Source organism: Paenibacillus sp. J22P90 (assembly GCF_059692195.1).
The window spans coordinates 412,178-432,166 of the sequence record NZ_JCAUAY010000005.1 but is presented as its reverse complement, the minus strand read 5'-3'; the positions used below and the strand labels follow the sequence as shown (position 1 = coordinate 432,166).

Here is a 19,989-nt window from a genome sequence, read left to right as displayed (position 1 = left end):
GCGCTTCTCAAAACCGAATTATGCGTGGGCTTCATTGCCATGGAAACTATGTCATTAAGTTAGCCAGCCGCCATTGGGAGAGATAATTTGGCCCGTTATGTACCCCGATTCTGGCAATGCTAGAAAATAGACAAGTGATGCAACTTCGTGCGGTGAGGCGAGGCGCCCGACGGGTATTTCGTTCGTAATGGCATCGATCTCGTCCGATTGAAAGCCAGCCATCATTTCCGTTTGAACAGCTCCAGGTGCCACGGCATTCACCGTAACACCTGATGGAGCAAGCTCTTTAGCCAGAGCCTTCGTAAAGGCATTTAAGCCACCCTTGGCTGTTGAATACAAGACTTCGCACGAAGCTCCTGAAATCCCCCAAATCGAGGATACGTTGATGATTCGGCCATATTTCTGCCTAACCATTTCACCCATGAAAGCTTGCGTGCACAGGAAAGAACCTTTCAGATTGACATTCATCACACGATCCCAATCTGCCTCTGTTACATCCGAAAGCAGTCCATAATGAGAAATTCCTGCGTTATTCACGACGATATCTGGCAGCATGTTCATTTGCTCCAATTTATCTCGCATTTTAAGAATCTGTTCATTGGATTGAATATCTGCAGAAACCGTTATTACCTTGGACCCTTGCTTCATGCAAGCTCGAGCTATTTCATTGGCTGCCTCATGAGATTCCCGATAATGAATCACAATCTGCATACTTACCGCGGCGAAACGTTGCGCAATAGCAGCGCCAATTCCTCTGCTAGCACCCGTTATAAGCACGGTCTGTTCACTAAATGGTTTTATGGCAGCATTCACGACTTCTCACGACTCTGCACAATGGAAACAGCGAGCTTACTCCAGTCAAAATGCTCACGGAATCGACGATTCACATCCTCCAGCGTTAACTGCTCATACACGGGCAAAATATCGAAGAGATCAATCCCTTTGAACCGATATTTCGTGTATTCATTGGCAATAGACTCAGGCGAATTCATCATGCGAAGGAAACTGCCAATCTTCTTCTTCCGGCTGCGCTCAAAAGTAACTTCATCGAGGCCCGCGGCTTTTCTTTTTTCAACCTCTTCACGAATCCTTGCGATCAATTGTTCTGGATCCTTGGTATCCCCTCCAACAATCGAGAACGCATAGCCGTCGCTGCAGTTATATTCATGGCCGAAATTATCAGAGATAAGCTGATCATCGTAAAGCGTTTGATAAATGTCTGAGCTGGAGCTAAATAAAATATCTAACATTAACTTCGTCGTAAGTTCTCTTTCCAATAATGGCTTACCTGTCACTGCTGGGGCCGATTCTTTAAAGCCCATTAAGCATTTTGGCAGCGAAACTGGAAGTAAAATAAGCCTGCGTGCTTCCTTGACATCGACTGGCTCATCTGGGAAAAACCGTTGGATCCCACCTTGCGGCGGAAAGGTTTTGGCAGCTTGATTATCTCTCACTAAAGTAATAACCTCTTGCGGATCCACGCCGCCAACCACAAATAAGCTCATGTTGCTCGGATGGTAAAACGTATTGTAACACTCGTACAACGTCTCTTTTGTGATTTCAGCAATTGACGCGACTGTGCCAGCGATATCAATATGAATTGGATGCTTCGCATACAAGGACTCAATCAAGCCATAATAGCTTCTCCAATCCGCGTTATCCTCGTACATTTTAATTTCTTGCCCAATGATCCCTTTTTCCTTTTCCACATTCTCATCTGTAAAATAAGGATTTTGCACGAAATTAATTAATGTCGTTAAGTTTTCTAGGTAGCGATCTGTTGAGGAAAATAAATACGCTGTTCGATCAAAGCTTGTGAAGGCATTCGCCGACGCTCCATTCGTCGCAAACGTAGCAAAGATATCCCCTTCGGGCTCCTCGAACATTTTGTGCTCTAAGAAATGCGCAATCCCATCTGGAACTCGGACTTCTTCTTTACCTTGAACCTGAAAATGGTTATCGATGGAACCATATTGGGTTGTAAAAGTCGCATACGTTTTCTGGAAACCTTCTTTGGGTAACACGAACACATGCAGCCCATTATCAAGCTTTTCATGATAAATGGTTTCACCGAGATGTGGATATGGAATACTCTGCATGGTCTACTCCCCCTTCTGATCCCGTAAAAAGTATATCGTGTCCAATTGAACCCGCTTCGCCACTTCAGCAATGGCCGGAATGTCGACTTGTTCAACTGCTGCAATTAAGCCATCTGCTGTACGCTCTTTTCCAGACAGAATGGCATTAAAATCAAATGAAATCAGCTCAAACGCTGAGTCTTGAATTTCACGCAATTGATTGGAAATCATAGCTCTTGTTTGACTCCATTCAATATCTGAAATTTCGCCTTGCTCCATCGCTTTAAGCTGCTTACGAATAATATCAACGGCTTTCTCATAGTTGGCCATCTCAATACCAGACTGAATCGTTAAAATCCCTTTATGTCCGTCGAAACGCGATGAGGCGTAATAGGCCAGACTCGCTTTCTCCCGAACATTCGTAAACAATTTGGAATGCGGATACCCGCCAAGGACACCATTGTACATGAGGGCAACCGGATACAAATTATCACCATACGAAATATTCGTCCGTAAACCCATATTCAGCTTGCCTTGATTCACATCCAGACGCTCTACGATTGTCTTCACATCACCTGTAACGCCGCGGGGCGCGGAGGTGACATAGCTTGCATCAGCGGATCGATCGATGGCAAACGATTGCTTCACGATTTCTTCAACCTCACTAAGCGTTGTATTGCCAACAACATAGATGTCCATCGGTGACGTTTGGAGCCATTCCTTATATTGTTCGTAAAGGCCTTGTGCATTCATGCCGTCCAGATCTTCAATTTTACCTAAAGGATGAAGTCGATACGGCTCCCTGCTGCACATCTCTTCCATACAGCGCTCAGCAGCATATCGGATTTTATCGTTGATGACAGATTCGATTCGTTTACGGAGTGTTTGCTTCTCAGCATCTACATATTTGTTGCGGAAGTGTCCATCTTCTAGAGCTGGGCGTGTTAATGTTTCACCAACAAATTCAAGCCCCTGCTTCAATAAGGAATTCGCTGACTTCACGAAACGATCATTAATAATGTCCATTCGTAGTTGAACGATTTGATAATCGCCACGCTTATAAATATCAAACCCAAATCCAGCACCGTATAAATCATCTAAGTACTCGCGGAATTGCTTCGTCTCAGGACGCAGTTCTGTACCTCTACGGAGGATAAAAGGTGTTACCGCCGTGCTTGTGACCGTCTCTTCATCTAATTGACGACCTATGTATACGGAAATGGCAAATGTTTTGAAACGGTCTGTCGGCAAAACATGCATTCGGATATGCTTCCAACTGCTGCGCTCAAATTGATTAGGCTTCAAAGGTCAGTCTCCCTTCTATGTCCGTGTGATAAATCCATTATATTCCTATACGAAGAGGAGAAGCAACCAATGTTGGTTCCTTCTCCTTGTCCTTCTCTAAATTACACACAGAAAATGTGTTTACCGATTTTTTTAATTTGTTTTCTCGTCCAAATCCATTTGGACGTTGCCGTTTCTGGATTGAAGTAATAAATACATCCACCAGATGGGTCCAACCCATTCAAGGCATCCCTGACGGCTTTTTTGGATGATTCATTCGGTGTTAACCATATTTGACCATCGGCTACGGCTGTGAAAGCACCAGGTTGGAAAATAACACCAGAAATTGTATTCGGAAAACTTGGCGATTTCACTCGGTTTAAGATGACAGCTGCTACAGCAACTTGTCCAATAAACGGCTCTCCTCGCGCTTCTCCATTAACGGCATTGGCCATTAAGTTGATATCCTGCTCGGAATACCCTTGATTATTAGAGGGTGTTAAATTAGCAGGCTTCTCATCTGCACCGGCCGCTGCATTATTACCGCCTTGATTTTTAGCAGTTTCTGGCGCTGTGGGCTTCCAGCTTTTCGTTGCTTCCCAAAGCTTGAGTTTGGTTTTCGGACCAACAACACCATCAACCTTCATGCCGAACTCACCTTGGAATCGCTTCACTGCAGTTAAAGTCTTGTAGCCATAATCGCCGTCGATACTGCCGCCATAAAAGCCAATAAACTTCAATCTACCCTGTAGTTCATATACATCGGAGCCTGTCGCACCATATCGCACTTCATTTTTACTAAAGGTTTCTTCCGTCGGCGGATTAAATTTGCCCTTTAATTGAAACGAAACTACCAAGACAAACACAATACAGAATGTAATAACAATTAGTCGTTTATTCATTCCCCTACACAACCTCACTTTTCATATTACAGCCTTTTCTTGCTTATTATGAGAAAGCGAGTCAATGATTATGCACATAAAAACACTCTCCAACGGAGAGTGTTCGTCTGAATCGGATTAGGAGCTAATCCGATTATGTTGGTATTGTTCGAGTGAGATAAGCACTTCGCGCGGCTTACTGCCTTCATAGGGGCCAACGACTCCTTTGGCCTCCATGGCATCAACCAATCTTGCTGCACGGGTGTACCCTACTCTCATTCGACGTTGAAGCAGTGATACGGAGGCTTGTTTAGCTTCCAAAACGATTTGTACCGCTTGATCGTACAGCTCGTCCTCAAACTCATTCTGCTGCTCTGGCATTTCCTCTACTTGTGGGACTAATTCCTCGCGATAGTTCGCTTGTTCTTGCGTACGCACGAAACCGACAACCTGTTCAACCTCTCCGTCGGAGAGGAATGCTCCTTGAATACGAACTGGCTTGGATGCGCCAACAGGCAAGTAAAGCATGTCTCCGCGTCCTAACAGCTTCTCAGCTCCTACCATATCCAAAATCGTCCGTGAATCCACTTGCGACGAAACACCGAACGCAATACGCGAAGGAATATTAGCCTTGATAACCCCTGTTATGACGTCAACAGATGGTCGTTGTGTGGCAATGATTAAGTGAATGCCAGCTGCTCGCGCCATCTGAGCAAGTCGGCAGATGGAATCCTCGACATCATTGGCCGCAACCATCATAAGATCCGCTAACTCATCTACGATGACTACATAATATGGCAGCGGCGCTGCCGTGCCACTTTCCGTCAACATCGCATTATAGCCTTCAATATTCCGCGTTCCGCTCTTGGAGAATAACTCATAGCGTTTCTCCATTTCGACAACGATTTTCTTGAGCGCTAAGGATGCTCGCCGTGGATCTGTTACGACTGGCGCTAATAGATGTGGAATCCCATTATAAACATTCAACTCAACCATTTTGGGATCGATCATTAAAAATTTCACTTCATTAGGTTTCGCTTTATACAAAATACTGGTGATAATCCCGTTAATACAAACAGATTTACCTGATCCAGTAGCACCGGCAACGAGTAAATGCGGCATTCTTGCCAAATTGCCAACGATTGGTTGACCGGAAATATCTCGTCCTAGCACAACGGATAAGCGTGAACTAGACTCCTGAAAAGCAGACGTTTCCATGACCTCACGCATCGTAACAATAGATACTTCCAAATTTGGCACTTCGATACCAATGGCAGATTTACCAGGGATCGGAGCTTCCATCCGGATATCCTTCGCGGCTAATGCAAGTGCGATATCGTCGGTTAACGATACGATTCTACTGACCTTTACACCAACGTCAGGTTGAATTTCATATCGTGTAACGGCAGGACCTCTAACGACCTCCAAGACCTTTGCCCGAACACCAAAGCTTTCTAATGTGGCTTCTAGCTTCCTTGCATTCGCCTTATAGTCCGCCATTTCGCTTCCCTTACCTAGAGCAGGTCTTGCTAATAAATCAAGCGACGGTATTTCGTACGGACGTGTCACAATAACTGGTGTTTCTTGAAATTCAAGCGTGACGGGCTCATTCTCATCGTCGTTAGCAACGGGAGCCGTAGTCGGTACATTTGTTGCTATAGGCGTAGGTGAAGGTACTGCTGACGGCCTAACGACTTGCTGTGCTTCCTGAATAACCTGTTCTTGAAAATCACGAATAATTGGCGCGCCAGGCTGTTCACCTGTAGTATGTATTAGTTCATCCGCTAGCTGTTGTACAGGATTCGAGTAAACGACTTCCTCATGGATTTCATTATCTTGTGGAGCTGATAAGTTATCCTCGATATCGTCTTCTCGATCTCTAGAAGTAGACTTCTTGCGGCCCTCCTTGATCGGGCGAAGGAGTTCCATAAATAACGGAGATCTCTTAGCCCTCTTGACCGGTTGGAAAACCTCTTCATCAAATTCATCATCGACTGGCACATAAGCTGCCTTTTTCACTTTTGTTGGTGCATTTCCAGCTGAACTTGAAGCTGAAGCGGCCTGTGGTTGCCGACCTTCACGGTCCTGCAGCCATTCCTTCATTCTGTCTTTGAAATTTTGCCCTACATTGCTGAAGCGCCCCTTCAAGATATTGCCTAAATCTACATAGGAAACACCTGTTGCTAAAATGAATCCCATGACAAAAAGCATATATTGGATTAGTCTTGCACCGAGATAATCGAATAGGAAATACAGGATGCTGTATAAAAATGCCCCTATCATTCCTCCACCAATACCGTTTTCTAACGAAGCTCTGCCCTCTTCCGTAGGATGCAGCCCTTCTAACATGGCTGACCAGGTCGATGAAATCACTTTACCTGACGTAAAATCGTTGCTTGGATAAAGCTGAGCAAATAAATCGATATGATTCTTGATTAGTAATCCAAGAATGAATAACAAAATGCCCGCTTTCTTGGGAGTTATCATTGGTGGCCATGCGCGTTTGATCATCGCATACAACGCCACATAAATGAATATCAGAGGTATGAGTGAATACCATGTTCCCACAAAAAAACGAAACAAGTAAACTAATGAATTCCCTACATGTCCTTGGTGGGCAAGGGCAATGACAGAGAAAATCAAGATGAGGATTCCATACAATTCGAATAATAAGCTGGTTTTTACAGCCTTCGTCTTTTTCCTGCGTTTCGCCAAGATTGTCACCCCCAAGTCCACATTATACCATAATTGACTTGAGGGATGATAGCGAACACGACTTACCTAGATGAAATCGTCTCCAGCTGAGGACGGTAGGAAATGATGTTTCCAGGAGCATATTGTTCATTCAAATAATCCTGAGGATTGCAGCTGTACAGCCTTACTATACGTGCCTGATAGCCAGATAGCGGCTCAATTTGCATCATAACGCCATCCTGCTCGATATCTAAGAATTGGGGTGCAAAGGAATCGTAGCCTTCAAAGATGACTTCCATCGGAATCACTGAGTAATGAATCATTGCACAAGTCCCCCTGCATTCGACGCTTTCTTCGCATCTATTCGTTTATTCAACTCCTTAATGGCATCACCAATACCACCAACTTGATTGATTAATCCATATTTAACCGCGTCAATCCCGATTACTGTTGTACCGATATCCCTCGTAAGCTCACCTGTTTTGAACATCAGCTCCTTGAACTTCTCTTCCGTTACATTAGAATGTTTCGTTACAAAGCGTACGACGCGTTCTTGCATTTTGTCTAAATATTCAAAGGTTTGCGGTACCCCAATGACCAACCCATTTAGGCGGATCGGATGAATCGTCATTGTTGCTGTTTCCGCGATAATTGAATAATCAGCCGAGACTGCAATTGGCACACCAATACTATGTCCCCCTCCGAGTACTAAAGCAATGGTAGGCTTCGACAATGTCGAGATCATTTCAGCAATGGCCAGTCCAGCCTCCACATCACCGCCAACGGTGTTTAAAATGATCATAACCCCTTCGATCTTGGGATTCTGCTCAGCGGCTACAAGCTGGGGAATTAAGTGTTCATATTTGGTTGTTTTATTCTGAGGAGGTAGTACGATATGACCCTCTACCTGACCAATTATCGTAAGACAAAAAATATTCGATTCGCCAGAAACAGTGTTCGTTTGACCTAGTTGTTGAATATTTTCGAGGACGACATTTTTCTTGGTTTCTTCTGTTCCCTGATCTTGTTCCTTCGCGTCTGGTGCTGATGCCACTCCAAAATCCCCTTTCGAATTATGCTACAAAGACAAGTTCTTCAATATCTCCCATAGTATGAATAAACTTGAAGTGTTTCATGCATACTTCACATTGCAGTAACAAGAAAAAGCTCCCTCCGATTGGAGAGAGCTTTACTATTTGCATAGGCTCAAGTGACTTGTTCGAGTACCTAAACTTCCATAATGATTGGAAGGATCATTGGTCTTCTTCTGGTTTGTTCATATAAAAAGCGTCCGAGAACATCTTTAACATTTGTTTTTAAAGATGCCCATTCATTTACATTTTCATTCATAAGTTTAGTTAGCGTATTTGTTACAATACGATTGGCTTCTTCAAGAAGTCCTTCGGACTCACGAACATAAACAAATCCGCGTGAAATAATATCTGGGCCTGACAAAATTTTGCCATCTTGTTTACTTAACGTAACCACGACAACTAGAATTCCATCTTGCGACAGCAATTTACGGTCACGCAATACGATATTGCCTACATCCCCTACTCCTAGTCCATCAATTAGGATGTTGCCGCTTTGAACTTTCGATCCTTTGCGAGCAGCACCATTTTGAATTTCAACCGTATCCCCAATATCGCAAATAAAAATATCTTCTTTAGGAATACCGACAGTCTCGGCAAGAATGGCATGTTGACGCAGCATACGGTATTCGCCATGAATTGGAATAAAGTATTTAGGCTTCATCAGGTTCAGCATCAGCTTCAATTCTTCCTGACTTCCGTGACCTGAAACGTGAACACCCGTTACGGATCCCGGACCGTAGATCACGTGGGCACCGATGCGCATAAGCTCATCGACCGTTCTCCCTACGTAACGCTCATTTCCTGGAATCGGAGTTGCCGCAATAATGACCGTATCCCCTGGTAAAATATCAATTTTACGATGGGTTGAACGCGCCATTCTTGTAAGAGCAGACATCGGCTCGCCTTGACTTCCCGTGGATAAGATAACGACACGATCAGCTGCAAGCTTGTTAACTTCCTCTGGCTCAATCAACATGCCATCTGGAATATGCAAGTAGCCTAATTCGCTAGCAATCGAAACCACGTTCACCATACTGCGTCCAATAACTGTTACTTTGCGATTCGTTGCTTGTGCTGCATCAAACACCTGTTGAACACGGTGAATATTCGATGCAAAAGTCGCAATGACAACTCTTTGCTTCGCTTTACGGAACACTTCTTCAATCTCAATACCTACACCGCGCTCAGACCCTGTGTAACCAGGGCGTTCTGCATTCGTACTGTCTGAAAGCAAGGCAAGTACACCTTTCTTTCCAATCTCAGCCATACGATGCAAATCTGCGTATTGTTCATTAACTGGGGTTTGATCAAACTTAAAGTCACCTGTATGAACAACAACACCTTCTGGCGTATCCAAAGCGACACCCACAGAATCCGGAATACTATGATTGGTTTTAAAGAATGTTGCCGTAAGTACGCCAAGAGGAAGAACAGACTCCGAATTAATAAGAATTCGGTTCGTCGTTCCGAGCAAGTTAGCTTCCTTCAGCTTAGCTTCGATAAGTCCCATCGTTAGCTTCGTTGCGTAGAGGGGAACATTTAGGTGCTTAAGCACGTAAGGTAAGCCACCAATATGATCTTCATGGCCGTGCGTAATGATGATTCCGCGTACTTTATCCCGATTCTCCGTTAAGTACCCGATGTCAGGGATGACAATGTCAATTCCGAGCATGTCCTCCTCTGGAAATTTCAAACCACTGTCAACGACGACAATATCGTTCGCATACTGAACGCAATACATATTTTTTCCGATTTCGCCCACGCCGCCAAGAGCGAAGATCAAAAGTTTATCAATATTTTTTTTGGACAAGAATATACCTCCTTCATAGATTGGACGACGAATTTTAAATGAAAAAACCGAACTAGTCACTTGCAACCATTATACATGAAAAAAAACAGCAAATACAAGTTAATCTGAATACATTTAGACTTCCCAAAAAAAGAAAACCGATGCCGGAAGCACCGATTCATTAGGCCTGATCATACAAAAAGTGATTGAATGAATTGTCCTTCTTGCTCGGATACACGTACTAGTGGAAGTCGAACGCCGCCTGTTTCAATGCCTTTGAGCGCTAGCGCATGCTTAATTGGCGCAGGGCTCGGCGCACAGAAAATGCCAGTGAATACAGGATGGAGCTTACGATTAAGCTCAGCAGCTTGCCCAACGTTGCCTTCTAAGTAATACTTTATCATAGTTTGCATTTCTTTTCCAATCACATGGCTCGCAACACTGATAATTCCTTCACAGCCAACAGCTAAAGCTGGCAATGTGTTACTATCATCTCCGCTATAAACGAGGAAATTAGGAGCAGCATGTGTAAGAATACGTGTCAATTGATCCGTATTGGAACAATCCTTCGTAGCTACGATATTCGGAATTTGGGACAGACGAATCGTTGTGTCCGCATCCAAATTAACGCCTGCGCGACCAGGTACATTGTAGACCATGATCGGAGCACTAACCGCTTCAGCAACAGCTTTAAAATGCTGGTACAACCCTTCCTGTGACGGACGGTTGTAATATGGCGTAACGAGAAGTAAAGCATCTACGCCAAGTTGTTCTACTTTACGAGAAAAAGAGATCGTATGAGCAGTATCATTACTGCCAGTACCTGCAATAATCTTGCAGCGACCCGCAGCAACACGAATGGAAAGCTCGATTAATTTCAGCTTTTCATCGTCTGATAAGGTTGGTGACTCCCCTGTAGTCCCGCAAATGACGAGACCATCCGAATGTTGTTCTTCAATTAAATAATTAATGAGGGGTTCAACTTGATCCCAATTGATTTGTAACTGCTCGTCAAACGGTGTAACCATTGCTGTGACTACTCTTCCAAAACTCACTGGTACGCCTCCTGATATATGCAAAGTTATTTATATAAATTGAATTTTCGATGAAGTGCTCGAACGGACTTAATCATATCCACACCTTGTACAAGCACCCAAATGGTTGTGTTCGAATCCGCAGATTGCAGAATTCGTATATCTTCCACGGTTAACGCTTCAACAATGTGTGCCATAATGCCAGGAACGCCATTCATTCCGCCGCCGATCACAGATACCTTCGCACAGCCGCTTGTAAACTTGGGCTCGTAACCTTGCGCCTTAAGCAATTGAACTGCACGTTCAGCTTCATGATCGAATACGGTGTAGATAACGCCTGATGGGTTCACGTTAATAAAATCAACACTAATCTGATGCTGAGCCATCGTCTTAAATACACGCAGCTGAAGATCGAATTCCCCATCAACGGCAGCGACCTGGATCTGTGTAATATTCGTAAAATGAGCAATCCCTGTAACGAAGCGATCTTTAACATGGTTAACTTCTGAAAGCGTATCAGACGCTGTTACTAGCGTTCCTTCTTCTTTGGTGAAGGTTGACCTCACCCGAATCGGAATATTCGCTTGCATAGCCACTTCAACAGCTCGCGGATGTATAACTTTGGCTCCGTTATGGGCCATATTGCAGATCTCACTAAAGCTCACACGCTGCAATGGTTTGGCGTCCTCAACGATTCTTGGATCCGCTGTCAAAATACCATTCACATCCGTGAAGATGTCCACGATTTCTGCTTTGACTGCAGCACCCAAGGCAGTTGCGGATGTGTCACTGCCGCCGCGGCCCAACGTAGTCAACTCGTCGCTGCTCGTTTTGCCTTGAAACCCAGTCACAATAACAACTTGGTCTTGTTCTAGCAGTTCAAGGATCCGATTAGGCTTCATGGCAATAATCTGAGCATTGCCATGATTCTCATTCGTGATCAGACCTGCTTGCCCACCCGTCAAAACCGTAGCACGAATACCTGTCTTGTGTAATAAACTGCACAAAAGCACTGCAGATATTAATTCTCCGCAGCCCATCAACATATCGAGTTCCCGAGCGGGCAGCCCCTCTCCATTCTTTCGAACGAGATCTAGGAGCGTGTCAGTCGCATAGGGTTCCCCTTTTCTTCCCATCGCAGATACGACAACAACTAATTTATAATGTTGGATTAGTGCATCTTGAATGTGTCCAATAACGTGTTCTCTAGCTTGTGCGGTGGAAAGCGAAGTACCTCCGAATTTTTGAACAAGAATTCGCATGAGTATCCCCCATTTTCACTGCTACAAGTAAGCAGTTTGCTGATTATTGCTCTATAGCAATATATTCAGCAATTTGCACTGCATTCCAAGCAGCACCCTTTAACAAATTATCTGACACAATCCACAGGTTAAGCGCTTTAGGGTTGCTCAAATCGCGGCGAACACGTCCGACGAACGTTTCGAGTTTACCCGCAGCATCTGTAGCGAGTGGATACAGTTGCTCTGATGGATTGTCAACAAGGACAATACCGGGTGCATTCGCAAGTAGATTTTTCACTTCTTCAATATCAAAATCTTCTTTCAATTCTACATAGACGGATTCCGAGTGTCCATAAACAACAGGAATACGTACACAAGTAGCGGTAACTTCAATGGACTCATCGCCCAAAATTTTCTTCGTTTCAAGAATCATTTTCATTTCTTCATTCGTAAATCCATTGTCTAGAAATTTATCGATTTGCGGAATTGCATTGAAAGCGATTTGATGCTTCACTGGCAAGGAACCGACTGGCAAAATATCCGGCTTCGCCACATTACCAGCTAGTACTTCTTTGGACTGTCTAAGCATTTCATTTATCGCTTTAGCGCCAGCACCGGAAACGGCCTGATACGTTGAAACGATAATACGGGAAATACCATAGCGGTCATACAGTGGCTTAAGTGTTGCAACCATTTGAATCGTGGAACAGTTCGGGTTTGCAATGATCCCTTGATGTTCATTGATTTTCTCAACATTCACTTCTGGAACAACGAGCGGGGTTTCTGGATCCATCCGATACGCACTTGTATTATCAATACAAATCGCACCAGCTTTAACCGCATGCGGAGCCAGGGCTTTCGTAACATCGCCACCAGCACTAAAGAGAGCAATGTCCACGCCTTCAAAGCTTTCAGGAGTCGCTTCTTGCACGACAACTTCTTGACCTTTAAATGACAGCTTAACGCCAGCTGAGCGAGCGGAAGAAAGTAATTTCAATTCCTTGATGGGGAAATTCCGCTCTTCTAGTAGTCGAATGATTTGTTCGCCAACGGCGCCAGTAGCACCTACAACTGCAATGTTAAATAGCTTCTGGTTGGACATATGCTGGTCTCTCCCCCTCAAGTTAGTATCTATAAGTTAGTATTGAAATCTCTCAATAATCATAGGCTGCAATTGTTTTCCTTCAAGCGCAGCCTCACAAGCTTCCATAATCAAGTCCATCCGTGCCACCAACGAATTTGGTTTTGCACCAGGCGCATCTTGACCGTAAGGAACAAAATAAATATTTTTCGTAATGAGCAGCTTCGCAATATTCATTGCATTTAAACCCAAACCGTCATTCGTTGAAATCGCTAATACAAGCGGTCTCAAGTTTCTCATTTGTGCTTTTGCTGCCATAAGAACTGGACTTTCAGTCATTGCATTTGCTAGTTTACTAGTCGTGTTCCCCGTACAAGGAGCAATCACCATGACATCCAATAATTTGGATGGACCTAGCGGTTCAGCATCAACAATTGTAGAAATAATTTCGTTGCCGGTAATATCCTTGAGCATTTGCTGCCAATCAGCGGACTTACCAAAACGTGTGTCGGTCGTCATAATCGTATTCGATACAATCGGAATAACCCGAGCACCCGCATCTACAAATCTCTTAATTTGAGGCATAACCTCTTCAAGTGTACAGTGAGAACCGGTTAACGCATAACCGACTGTTTTCCCTTGCCAATTCATTCCACATCGCTCCTGTCTTTGAAGTCTTCCTCGATCAGCTGACTTAGTGTGTTAGCCATAATTCGGCCAGCTGTTTTAGGGGCGACGATTCCAGGTAAACCGGGCGCTAGCATCGCTTTAATGCCTCTCTTCTCGGCAAATCGAAAGTCCGTTCCGCCGGGTTTGGAAGCTAAATCGATAATAAGCGCGCGATGTGGGATATTGGTAATAACTTGCGCTGTGACTATCATAGTCGGAATTGTGTTAAAAAGCAAGTCAATATTGCCCACTTCCGGGTACAGATCCTTCGTATAAAAAGGCTGAAAACCCATCTCCCACGCCCTTGCATAATGCTCCGGTTTCCTGACGCCAACCTTGACGGTTGCCCCTAATCCTTGCAAAGTTTTGGCCATTGTAAACCCTGTTCGACCAAACCCCAAAACCATACACACGGATCCATGAATCGTAATATCGGTGTTCTGGATGGCCATCATGAGCGCACCCTCTGCAGTTGGAATCGAATTATAAATGGCAATATCATCACGATCTAGCAGCTCTACAAGCTCAATCCCATGTGCCGCAACGAGCTTCTTCAAATAGCTCTTCGCCATGCCTGTATACACCTTGGCATGCTTCGGCAGGGCCGAAATGTGCTCATCCGTAAGAATCATTTCTTCGCTTGAGAAAATAGATTCCACATGTCCTGTCTCATCCGTACCTACAACTGGCAAAATAAGTGCATCCACATGCTGAAACAATTCCGGATCTAGCTTCACATTCGTAACACCATGAAGTTGCCTCCCGAGATTGTCAAATCCGAGTAAAATAACGGTAGCGTCTAGCTCAGTAAATTTCTGAATTACTTCAAGTTGCCGGGCGTCTCCCCCCATAATAGCAACCGAAATCCCAGTAAGCATTCTTGCTTACACCCCTTCCTCGGTCCGTTTCAATACGTTATAGTATGCGTTCGCCTAAGGATGGGTGACTTCCGACTTTGCATCCTTGTAAACAAGAAAGAACCCCTTCCGAAGAAGAGGTTCTTTCTTGTTCCTATTAAGTAACTGCCAGTCTTAGCGCCCTGTATGGCCGAAACCACCAGATCCGCGCACCGTTTCTGACAACTCAGTTACGACGTTCAATTGGATGGAGGGAACTTGCTGGAATACCATCTGCGCGATACGTTCATTTCGCTGAATAGTAAATGGCTCCTGACCATGATTAATCAACAAAACTTTAACTTCACCGCGGTAATCTGCATCGATGGTCCCTGGTGAATTGAGTGTTGTGATGCCATGTTTATAGGCCAGCCCGCTTCTCGGGCGAATCTGTGCTTCCAGTTCTGGTGGCATGCTGAGCGCAAAGCCAGTTGGAATCAATTGACGCTCACCAGGAGCAAGCACAATAGGTTCACTTACTGCAGCATGCAAATCATACCCGCTAGCTGCTTCGGACATTTTCTGCGGTAAAAGGATGTCTTCCTGACCCGGCATTCGTTTCATTTGAACTTCAAAATCAAAGCGAGACAAGCTGATCCCTCCTGAAGCCGCTAATCACATCATCCGCGTTTCCAACCATAGACAATGCAAAAGGAGTGGAGAACAACGATTTCGTCAAACGACGAATATGGTCCATATTAACACTTTCAATACGTTCGATCATTTCATCCAAGCTATAATGCTTGCCGGTCATCAATTCGTTTTTACCATAACGATTCATCCGGCTGCTCGTGCTTTCTAAGCTAAGAATCAGGCTGCCTTTCAGCTGCTCTTTCCCCTTTTTAAGCTCATTATCTGTCATGCCATTCACTGCAATATCATGAAGAAGCTCCATCGTTACTTTCAATACTTCTTCCGTTTGTTTAGGCGCCGTTCCTGTATAGATGGTAAACATCCCACTATCGATATGTGATGAATGGTACGAGTAAACAGAATAAGCTAATCCGCGTTTCTCACGAATCTCTTGGAACAGTCTTGAACTCATGCCGCCGCCAATCGCATTATTTAACAACACCATCGGATACAGATTCTCTTCTTGAAGCGACAAGCCAGGCAGCGACAAACAAATATGATTCTGTTCTGTTTTCTTGGCATGGAAAATCAACTCGCTAAGGAAATCTGGCGCGTCATAACTCGTTTCAACACCTGATTGTGAAAACTCACCAAAATGCTTTTCAATCAATGCTTTCACACTATCATCGATATTCCCCGCAATACTAAGAACGGTATTCTCAGTATTATAATTTTGTTTCATGTAAGACCGCAGATCATCCGACTTCATGGCGGACAAGTTTTCTTGCGTGCCAAGAATCGTGTAACCTAATGCATGCTTGCCGTAAGACGCTTTTGCTAACAAGTCGTGAACAAGATCGTCCGGCGTATCCTCATACATCGAAATTTCTTCATAAATAACGTTCTTCTCTTTTTCTAACTCGCCTTCATCGAAGGTTGAATTGAAAAACATATCCGAAAGTACATCCATCGCTAAAGGTAAATGTTCATCCAGCACTTTGGCATAATAGCACGTGTACTCTTTGGATGTGAAGGCATTCACATTGCCGCCAATACCATCAAAAATTTCTGCAATATCTTTCGCTGAATGACGCTCTGTGCCTTTGAACAACATATGCTCAATGAAATGTGAAATACCATTACTCGTTTGAGACTCGTTACGCGAGCCTGTTTTTACCCAAATCCCGAATGTTACCGAACGAAATGTAGGGATTTGTTCCATGACGACTCTTAAGCCATTATGTAAGCGATATTTGATCACCAAGGTTCCTCCTCGAAATGGTACACCTAAAAGTCCAATTCTCCTATTATACTTCCTCAGTCTAACAAAAATGTGCCAAGGACTCAAATTAGCGCCAAAAAATCACTACTAATTCGTAATTTCACCTTGTCCAATGACTCTTTTTGAGGAAAGCAGCTCGGAAACGGTCCCTAGAACTAACCCTTTTTTCTTTACCACATTAATCATACCTGGCAGAGCATCACGCGATGAAACCGTTGGATGCATCAGAACGAGTGTTCCTGGTTCAACATTATTGGAAAACCGTTCAACAATGCGACTTGCGCCTGGATTTTTCCAATCAATCGTATCAAACGTCCATAGCACGGTTTGCAGCTTAAATTCCGAAGCAACCTGAACCGTTTCTTGATTAAAGTAACCTGAAGGCGGCGCGAACAATGTATTTTTGACACCGAGCTGCTTTAGCAAATCTTCGGTTTTCGAAATTTCCTCAACCGCTTTGCTCCGCGAAATAGTTCGCATGTCTTTATGTGAATACGCGTGGTTCGATACTTCGTGACCTTCACTCAGAATGCGTTTGGCCATTTCAGTATTCTTCTTTAACCATGAACCATCGAAGAAGAATGTTGCATGCACGTTTTCTTTGCGAAGCGTTTCTAACATACTAGGCAAAAATTCATTGCCCCAAGCGACATTAATCATAAATGAAACCATTGGCTTCTTCGGATTTCCTTTGTAAACAGGTGTAGGACCTAAATCATCTAATTGAATACGCGGTGCTATTTCTTTCATCACGTAATTAATTTTTGTAGGTGTTAATTGATGTTCGGCTAGCTTCAATGTCTCTTCAATGTCTACTTCTAGACCATTATAGCCGGGGATCGCTTTCCATACAGGATCTACTTTGGCATTAATCGGCGAGACTTTTCTTTTCTCTGCTTCTTGTGTAATTGTATCCAGTAATGATGATTTGCTTATCGCAGCATTCACGGGACGTGCTTCTTCCCTCATCCCATTATTCGCTTCTGCAAATGTCGGTTGGTCGTTTTTCACGCTCTGTACATAGGATTCTACACTTGAAATTGAGTTCACTGTTAGTAGAACCATAGCAAAGAAACTCCCAAGCAGAATCCACTTTTTATGGCGCATACACAGGTCCCCTTTCTGTCATCTCCTGATTGTATGAGAATTGGGACAAGAGTAGAACCTGTGCATGTCCATACATGTGTGAAAAGCAAAAAAGAGACAGATAGATCTGACTCTTTATCCTTAAAACTATGAATGAAACGACTTCACTTATGATGAATCTCTAGCTTTGAGTAGGGACTTGTGAAGTTAACGTTGCTTTGCGTGAAAGATTAACTCTTCCTTGTTGATCTATTTCCGTGACTTTAACTGTAATTTGATCGCCGACATTCACAACATCTTCTACTTTAGCTACACGCTCTGTAGAAATTTGTGAAATATGAACTAGGCCTTCTTTACCAGGCAAAATTTCAACAAATGCGCCAAATTTCTCAACGCGCTTAACAGTGCCTAGGTAAGTTTCACCAACGACAACTTCACGCACAATGCCTTCAATAATGGAACGAGCTTTCTCATTCATTTCTTGATTGGACGATGCAATGAATACGCGGCCGTCTTGCTCGATGTCGATCTTCACGCCAGTTTCCTCAATGATTTTATTGATGATTTTACCACCGGCACCAATAACATCACGGATTTTGTCCGGATTGATGTTCATTGTAAGAATTTTAGGCGCATATTGAGATAGATTTTTGTTTGGTGTAGAAATGCGGGAAACCATTTTGCCCAAAATGTGCAAACGGCCTTCTTTGGCTTGTTGCAAAGATTGCTGCAAGATATCACGGTCGATACCATCAATTTTGATATCCATTTGTAGAGCAGTGATTCCCTCAGCTGTACCAGCAACTTTGAAATCCATATCGCCTAGGTGATCTTCCATACCTTGAATATCTGACAAAATGGAGAAGTGATCGCCGTCTTTGATAAGACCCATTGCGATACCCGCAACTGGAGCTTTAATCGGAACACCAGCATCCATAAGCGCAAGTACGCTAGCACAAATACTCGCTTGGGAAGTTGAACCATTCGATTCCAACACTTCAGATACGAGACGAATTGTGTAAGGGAACTCTACTTCATTCGGAATGATCGGCTCAATAGCTCGCTCACCTAACGCACCGTGACCAATCTCACGACGGCCTGGAGGACGCAAAGGTCTTGCTTCCCCAACGCTGAACGGCGGGAAGTTATAATGATGCATGAAACGTTTCGTCTCAGTTAGATCCAAACCATCCAAGATTTGAACATCACCCAATGCACCTAATGTACAGATACTTAGTGCTTGCGTTTGTCCACGTGTGAACAAGCCAGAACCGTGTGTACGAGGCAGCAAGTTGACGTCGCAATCAATCGGGCGAATTTCCTCAGGCTTACGTCCATCTGGTCTTACTTTATCATGCGTGATTAAGCGACGAACTTCTTCTTTCACGATATCATAAAGTGTTTCTTTTACGTCACCAAGAAGACCTGGTGTTTCTAGGTACAAAGCAGTAAAGTGTGCTACCGCATCTGCATTCACAACATCGATCGCTTCTTGTCTTGCATGCTTTTCAGCAATTTTAATCGCATCAACCAATCTAGCTTGAGCAAATTCACGCACCGCGCTATTTACTTCAGCATCAACTGCATGGAGTTTTACCTCCATTTTCGGCTTTCCAACTTGCTCCACCAATTCTTCAATCGTCGCTACGATTTTACGAATTTCATCATGACCAAACATGATAGCTTCAAGAACTACTTCCTCAGAAACTTCCTTCGCGCCTGCTTCAACCATCATGATTGCATCTTTGGTACCAGCTACAGTCAGATGAAGATCACTTTTCTCAGCTACTTCACCAGTTGGATTAATGACGAATTGACCATCTACACGACCAACAATTACGCCACCAACCGGACCGTTAAAAGGAACATCTGAGATCGCAAGTGCCGCGGACGTACCAATCATCGCTGCCATTTCTGGCGGACATTCTTGATCTACGCTCATGACGATGGACACAATTTGAACATCATTGCGGAATCCTTCTGGGAAAAGAGGACGAATCGGACGATCCGTTAGACGGCTCGCAAGAATCGCTTTCTCACTCGGACGTCCTTCACGCTTAATAAAACCACCTGGGATTTTACCAACCGCATATAATCTTTCTTCATAGTTCACTGTTAACGGAAAGAAATCTAAATCTTTCGGTCCGCTGGAAGCCGTTACTGTGCTTAGCACAACCGTGTCGCCATAACGAACAGTTACTGCTGCATTGGCTTGTTTGGCTAGTCGGCCTGTTTCAAGAATGAACGGCTTACCGCCAAGTTCCATTTGTACCCTTGTCTCCATAATATCCTCCTAAGGCATGGTTT

General features: G+C 44.0%; 17 protein-coding genes. All 17 read right to left on the bottom strand.

Annotated features, from left to right (window positions below):
- Nucleotides 1–54 precede the first annotated feature (54 nt).
- The 17 genes from ymfI to AC58UX_RS19410 all read right to left on the bottom strand — a co-directional run bounded on the left by ymfI (nt 55) and on the right by AC58UX_RS19410 (nt 19,966).
- Nucleotides 55–813 carry an elongation factor P 5-aminopentanone reductase gene (ymfI, locus tag AC58UX_RS19490; RefSeq protein WP_497255665.1) on the bottom strand — a complete coding sequence of 253 codons (759 nt, stop codon included), beginning with the start codon at nt 811–813 and terminating at the stop codon, nt 55–57.
- Complete coding sequence (yfmH, locus tag AC58UX_RS19485; protein WP_497255663.1) at nt 810–2,099, bottom strand: EF-P 5-aminopentanol modification-associated protein YfmH; 1,290 nt, start codon at nt 2,097–2,099, stop codon at nt 810–812. The genes ymfI and yfmH overlap by 4 nt, the downstream gene beginning before the upstream one ends.
- 3 nt (nt 2,100–2,102) lie before the next feature.
- On the bottom strand, nt 2,103–3,383 hold the full coding sequence (yfmF, locus tag AC58UX_RS19480) for an EF-P 5-aminopentanol modification-associated protein YfmF (protein WP_497255661.1): 1,281 nt from the start codon (nt 3,381–3,383) through the stop codon (nt 2,103–2,105).
- Between the two features lie 101 nt (nt 3,384–3,484).
- Nucleotides 3,485–4,264 carry a spore cortex-lytic enzyme gene (gene sleB, locus AC58UX_RS19475; RefSeq protein WP_497255659.1) on the bottom strand — a complete coding sequence of 260 codons (780 nt, stop codon included), beginning with the start codon at nt 4,262–4,264 and terminating at the stop codon, nt 3,485–3,487.
- A gap of 117 nt (nt 4,265–4,381) precedes the next feature.
- The gene (locus AC58UX_RS19470; protein WP_497255657.1) at nt 4,382–6,958 is read right to left on the bottom strand and encodes a DNA translocase FtsK; all 2,577 of its coding nucleotides are present in this window, start codon (nt 6,956–6,958) and stop codon (nt 4,382–4,384) included.
- Nucleotides 6,959–7,020: 62 nt separating this feature from the next.
- Nucleotides 7,021–7,260 (bottom strand): YlzJ-like family protein, encoded by a 240-nt coding sequence (locus AC58UX_RS19465; RefSeq protein WP_497255655.1) that lies wholly within the window; start codon nt 7,258–7,260, stop codon nt 7,021–7,023.
- Nucleotides 7,257–7,991 carry a ClpP family protease gene (locus AC58UX_RS19460; RefSeq protein ID WP_497255653.1) on the bottom strand — a complete coding sequence of 245 codons (735 nt, stop codon included), beginning with the start codon at nt 7,989–7,991 and terminating at the stop codon, nt 7,257–7,259. The genes AC58UX_RS19465 and AC58UX_RS19460 overlap by 4 nt, the downstream gene beginning before the upstream one ends.
- A gap of 173 nt (nt 7,992–8,164) precedes the next feature.
- The gene (locus AC58UX_RS19455) at nt 8,165–9,841 is read right to left on the bottom strand and encodes a ribonuclease J (protein WP_497255651.1); all 1,677 of its coding nucleotides are present in this window, start codon (nt 9,839–9,841) and stop codon (nt 8,165–8,167) included.
- Nucleotides 9,842–10,011: 170 nt separating this feature from the next.
- Nucleotides 10,012–10,875, bottom strand: a complete 864-nt coding sequence (dapA, locus tag AC58UX_RS19450; protein ID WP_497255649.1) for a 4-hydroxy-tetrahydrodipicolinate synthase — start codon at nt 10,873–10,875, stop codon at nt 10,012–10,014.
- A 26-nt stretch (nt 10,876–10,901) separates the two neighbouring features.
- Nucleotides 10,902–12,116: an aspartate kinase gene (gene dapG, locus AC58UX_RS19445; RefSeq protein WP_497255647.1), complete on the bottom strand. Its 1,215-nt coding sequence runs from the start codon at nt 12,114–12,116 to the stop codon at nt 10,902–10,904.
- Nucleotides 12,117–12,159: 43 nt separating this feature from the next.
- Nucleotides 12,160–13,197: an aspartate-semialdehyde dehydrogenase gene (locus AC58UX_RS19440; RefSeq protein WP_497255645.1), complete on the bottom strand. Its 1,038-nt coding sequence runs from the start codon at nt 13,195–13,197 to the stop codon at nt 12,160–12,162.
- 36 nt (nt 13,198–13,233) lie between these two features.
- Entirely contained in the window at nt 13,234–13,827 is a 594-nt protein-coding gene (locus AC58UX_RS19435; protein ID WP_056625070.1) for a dipicolinate synthase subunit B, read from the bottom strand.
- Nucleotides 13,824–14,723, bottom strand: coding sequence for a dipicolinate synthase subunit DpsA (gene dpsA, locus AC58UX_RS19430; RefSeq protein WP_497255643.1), 900 nt, complete (start codon nt 14,721–14,723; stop codon nt 13,824–13,826). Before dpsA ends, AC58UX_RS19435 begins: the two co-directional genes overlap by 4 nt.
- 153 nt (nt 14,724–14,876) lie before the next feature.
- Nucleotides 14,877–15,305 (bottom strand): dUTP diphosphatase, encoded by a 429-nt coding sequence (dut, locus tag AC58UX_RS19425; RefSeq protein ID WP_497255954.1) that lies wholly within the window; start codon nt 15,303–15,305, stop codon nt 14,877–14,879.
- 13 nt (nt 15,306–15,318) lie between these two features.
- Nucleotides 15,319–16,575, bottom strand: coding sequence for a M16 family metallopeptidase (locus AC58UX_RS19420; RefSeq protein WP_497255641.1), 1,257 nt, complete (start codon nt 16,573–16,575; stop codon nt 15,319–15,321).
- Nucleotides 16,576–16,683: 108 nt separating this feature from the next.
- The gene (locus AC58UX_RS19415) at nt 16,684–17,661 is read right to left on the bottom strand and encodes a polysaccharide deacetylase family protein (protein ID WP_497255639.1); all 978 of its coding nucleotides are present in this window, start codon (nt 17,659–17,661) and stop codon (nt 16,684–16,686) included.
- 202 nt (nt 17,662–17,863) lie between these two features.
- Nucleotides 17,864–19,966: a polyribonucleotide nucleotidyltransferase gene (locus AC58UX_RS19410; RefSeq protein ID WP_497255637.1), complete on the bottom strand. Its 2,103-nt coding sequence runs from the start codon at nt 19,964–19,966 to the stop codon at nt 17,864–17,866.
- Between the last annotated feature and the right edge of the window lie 23 nt (nt 19,967–19,989).

Bases quoted from the DNA above. Each gene is read 5' to 3' on its own strand.
- yfmH (WP_497255663.1), bottom strand. From the start codon at position 2,099: ATGCAGAGTATTCCATATCCACATCTCGGTGAAACCATTTATCATGAA.
- sleB (WP_497255659.1), bottom strand. From the start codon at position 4,264: ATGAATAAACGACTAATTGTTATTACATTCTGTATTGTGTTTGTCTTG.
- AC58UX_RS19465 (WP_497255655.1), bottom strand. From the start codon at position 7,260: ATGATTCATTACTCAGTGATTCCGATGGAAGTCATCTTTGAAGGCTAC.
- dapG (WP_497255647.1), bottom strand. From the start codon at position 12,116: ATGCGAATTCTTGTTCAAAAATTCGGAGGTACTTCGCTTTCCACCGCA.
- AC58UX_RS19440 (WP_497255645.1), bottom strand. From the start codon at position 13,197: ATGTCCAACCAGAAGCTATTTAACATTGCAGTTGTAGGTGCTACTGGC.
- AC58UX_RS19435 (WP_056625070.1), bottom strand. From the start codon at position 13,827: ATGAATTGGCAAGGGAAAACAGTCGGTTATGCGTTAACCGGTTCTCAC.
- dpsA (WP_497255643.1), bottom strand. From the start codon at position 14,723: ATGCTTACTGGGATTTCGGTTGCTATTATGGGGGGAGACGCCCGGCAA.
- dut (WP_497255954.1), bottom strand. From the start codon at position 15,305: ATGAAACGAATGCCGGGTCAGGAAGACATCCTTTTACCGCAGAAAATG.
- AC58UX_RS19415 (WP_497255639.1), bottom strand. From the start codon at position 17,661: ATGGTTCTACTAACAGTGAACTCAATTTCAAGTGTAGAATCCTATGTA.
- AC58UX_RS19410 (WP_497255637.1), bottom strand. From the start codon at position 19,966: ATGGAGACAAGGGTACAAATGGAACTTGGCGGTAAGCCGTTCATTCTT.